Origin of the sequence: Psychrobacter sp. FME6, assembly GCF_014861365.1 — a bacterium.
GTDB lineage: Bacteria > Pseudomonadota > Gammaproteobacteria > Pseudomonadales > Moraxellaceae > Psychrobacter.
The window spans coordinates 1-3,404 of the sequence record NZ_RRYW01000164.1 but is presented as its reverse complement, the minus strand read 5'-3'; the positions used below and the strand labels follow the sequence as shown (position 1 = coordinate 3,404).

At 40.8% G+C, this 3,404-nt stretch carries 5 protein-coding genes and 1 pseudogene; all 6 read right to left on the bottom strand.

Going from position 1 to position 3,404, the window contains the following annotated elements:
• Nucleotides 1-52: 52 nt before the first annotated feature.
• Nucleotides 53-541 (bottom strand): J domain-containing protein, encoded by a 489-nt coding sequence (locus EI162_RS13810; protein WP_192524880.1) that lies wholly within the window; start codon nucleotides 539-541, stop codon nucleotides 53-55.
• Nucleotides 542-589: 48 nt separating this feature from the next.
• Entirely contained in the window at nucleotides 590-991 is a 402-nt protein-coding gene (locus tag EI162_RS13805) for a hypothetical protein (protein WP_192524879.1), read from the bottom strand.
• Between the two features lie 164 nt (nucleotides 992-1,155).
• Nucleotides 1,156-1,515 (bottom strand): SirB2 family protein, encoded by a 360-nt coding sequence (locus tag EI162_RS13800; protein ID WP_192524878.1) that lies wholly within the window; start codon nucleotides 1,513-1,515, stop codon nucleotides 1,156-1,158.
• Between the two features lie 78 nt (nucleotides 1,516-1,593).
• Nucleotides 1,594-1,917, bottom strand: a complete 324-nt coding sequence (locus tag EI162_RS13795; RefSeq protein WP_192524877.1) for a BolA family protein — start codon at nucleotides 1,915-1,917, stop codon at nucleotides 1,594-1,596.
• A 241-nt stretch (nucleotides 1,918-2,158) separates the two neighbouring features.
• A complete protein-coding gene (locus EI162_RS13790) occupies nucleotides 2,159-2,971 on the bottom strand; it encodes a M48 family metallopeptidase (RefSeq protein WP_192524876.1) in 813 nt (270 codons plus the stop codon).
• 293 nt (nucleotides 2,972-3,264) lie between these two features.
• A pseudogene (locus tag EI162_RS13785) lies at nucleotides 3,265-3,404 on the bottom strand (IS982 family transposase); the annotation flags it as partial.

Genomic DNA, 3,404 nt, shown 5'->3' with positions numbered 1-3,404 from the left:
TTCTCGCTTGTGTCTTTATCTGGCTGCCGCTGATTTGAATTCTATACAGCCCCTAGGTCACAATCTCAATAGCAAATAAGATAAAAAATCCAATAATTATTATTATCATAATTACGGTTATAAAATTCAAAAATAACTTTAATCCCTTTGAGTTAGACGTTGCTGAACTAGGTTTACTAGATACAAAATCATGAATTTTTTCTTTTGTGCCACTAAGTGATATCGAATCTGGAATATTAATGACAACTACTTTGTTTTGTCGTTCTGAACCGTAGTCTTTTCTAGCAGAATCATATAGAGACTCTTCATTCAGTTTACTTTCATACTCAGCCAACGATCTGTCGTACTTACTGCGTTCTATAGGGTTGGACAATGCGGCATAGGCTTCATTAAATTGCTGCATGATTTGATCAGCATTTGGATGGTTATTTCTATCGGGATGGTACTTTTGCGATAAAGACTTAAAAGCAGCTCGTATGACTTCCGGAGATGCATTTCTAGATACCATCAAAGTGTCATAGTGCGTATGAAGGCTATTCATAGTTAAATGATCTCATTAAGTTAATAATGCTAAATTAAGTATCCGTGACTACTCACCATAAATTTTGACGCCATTGGCAAAGCTGCAACGCTGGATACGAGCAGACTGAATAATCGCATCACGCTCGCCGTACAGACGTGATAACTTCGCATCGCGAGCTTTGGTGTTGTTGCTTTTACCCACACCAAAGCTGATATTAGGAGAAATCCCCCAACGCCCTGCAGAAACGCCAACCCCGACACCTGAAGCAGATAGAGTGGATTGCTCGTTGCGCGCCGCATTTACATAACGATTGACACGGGTATATTCTTGGTTAAGCGCTTGGCAATCATAGCTTTGATAAGTACTTGGTGCTACGTATTGCGGGGTAATATTACCCGTAGAAGCACAGCCTGAGAGACCGAAAATGCCAGCTGTTGCTAGTAATGTGGCGGCAGTGAGAGTTTTCATAATGGCTCCATTAGGCTAAGTGGTTGTATTTGTATACATTTAAGATAGCAAAAGTAACGAGATTAAGATATTAAAAATATAGCGATGACTCAGTCTTTTTTAAGGTTAACAACCGAGAAATTGATATCATTAAAATACTCTATATTTATCAAAATAGGTGCTTATCAAAATAGGTTTGCAGGCTTGGCAAAGGCGAGTATCACGATACCAATATACGCCACAGCGGCAATGAGGATGCCTGTTTTCCTTTGGGTAGGCGTCGCATCATTGTTAAAGGCTTTTATACTCGAGCTAATGGCCGCAACGAGTAAGATAATCTTGGCAAACACCCATTGTACAGGTGCATTGGCGCTCATTAGTTGCATCAGCATGACTGCCCCTGACACGATAACTAAAGCGTAAATAACATGGGTCGCTATTTTCACTGCCCGTGGCGCTTGTCTGTTGCTGCTTAAAACCAAATAGCTTTGGTATACAAACAGCACAATGATTAGTACTGCCATAAGCATATGTAAATGTTTCATCGAATATCATTTCCTCTAAAGATGCAGTTATTTAGCTTATTGATTGTCTTTAATTTTAGCTGCCTAAAATATAGCTACTTAACCTTGGTTTTGTCCAGCGCATAACGGGCTATCAGGGCTTTGACCTTGCCACTCTGTGGGTGTATAGGCATGGATAGCCAAAGCATGAATTTGACCGCCTTGTGAGGTCAATAATGAATTTGCCAGACCATATACCAGCTGATGACGCGCAACCAATCTTTTGCCTTCAAAGGTGTCACTAACAATAACCAGTTTAAAGTGGCTTTCTTTGCCTTCAAAGTAACCCGCGTGATTCATTGATTCATTAGTCAGTTCGATATGCTGCGGTTGTAAATCTTGTAGCTGATTATTAAGGGCGTCGGCGGTAGGTGTAGTGGTCATAACAATCCTTTATAGTTTTATGCTTTAAAATCTTTATGAATGTATCAAATGGTCTTAGCCATTTATTGATGGCAAGTTGCGGTCATTATAACAGACCTTCATATCTAAGCTGTGTTATACAGCGTTGAATTAATCTAGTACTAAAGTACATCTTTAAAGCATAAAAAAGCAGAACACAATATGGAATCTGTGCTCTGCTATTAGTACTTAATCTTATCAGTGCTTCACTAAAAATTAGCCATTAACGACGTGCTTTTTGGTATAACGGCATCACTTTTGGCAGCAAAGATTGTATTTGTGCAATGCGGTTACCGCTGGTTGGGTGAGTACTTAAGAATTGTGGCGGCTCACCTTGGCTGGCGCGCTGCATTTTTTGCCATAAGCTAACAGCGGCTTGTGGGTTGTATCCTGCGCGTGCCATTAGCTCAAGACCAATTTGGTCGGCTTCGGCTTCTTGGGTACGACTGTGTGGACGGCTTAGGCCCAAATCGCCAGCGACGTTTGCAAGGTCGGCTTGACCTTGTGATAAACCAAAGATACTAGCGGCGACACCAATACCGGTTTGAGTGGCATATTCACGCGAAAGACGTTCACGTGAGTGCTCGCGTAGGGCGTGAGACATTTCATGGCCCATAATTGCCGCGATCTCATCATCGGTCAAGTTCAACCGATCGATGATGCCTGAATAAAACATAATCTTACCACCTGGCATAACGAAAGCATTTAGCTCATTAGACTTAATGGTGTGTACTTCCCACTGCCATTTTGCCGCATCAGGGCGATACACCCCAACTTGACCGATCAGGCGGTTAGATATCTTTTTGAGACGGTTTAGCTGAGCTTTATTGTTATCAAGCACTCCACGCGACTTGGCTTCTTGAATATTTTTATTATAACTTTGCGCCGATAGTTGCTGTACCTGCTCGCTAGAAACTAGCAGTAGTTGTTGGCGATCAACACCAACGGCGCCAGTACTGGTCGTACTAGTACAGCCGGTTAGGGTTAACGCCGACAATGAAGCGGCCATCACGGTGGTGGTTAGCAGTTTTTTCATAATAAACATCCTCGCTGTAAATGATAAAAGTAAAGTCGAACAAAACCAATATTAAACCGTAGATGAAAGGATAGCTTATTATTTAAATTCTACTACCACCTACCGATCTACTTAAACAGTAAAATTTCATCTGAACTGTCAGTAGGCATAAGTATAGTGAGGTTAACGAGTGAAAACCAATGCAGGAAAAGTAACAATACGCAGTAGGATTGTAAGTAATGTTCGTTCATTCAGTCTTTAAGAAACATCAGATTAATGTGCTTTCTATATTTTTAGTTCTATATACCCCACTCTCAACTTGAAATAAGCAATTCAAACTGAAGAGGCGGGTTACCAAGTTTTTTGTTGAGTACAAAGCATAGATTATGAGACAGAATCTTACGAATCAATCGATGAGACAAATGCCATAAATCTCTTGCTCGTACCCTTTGTA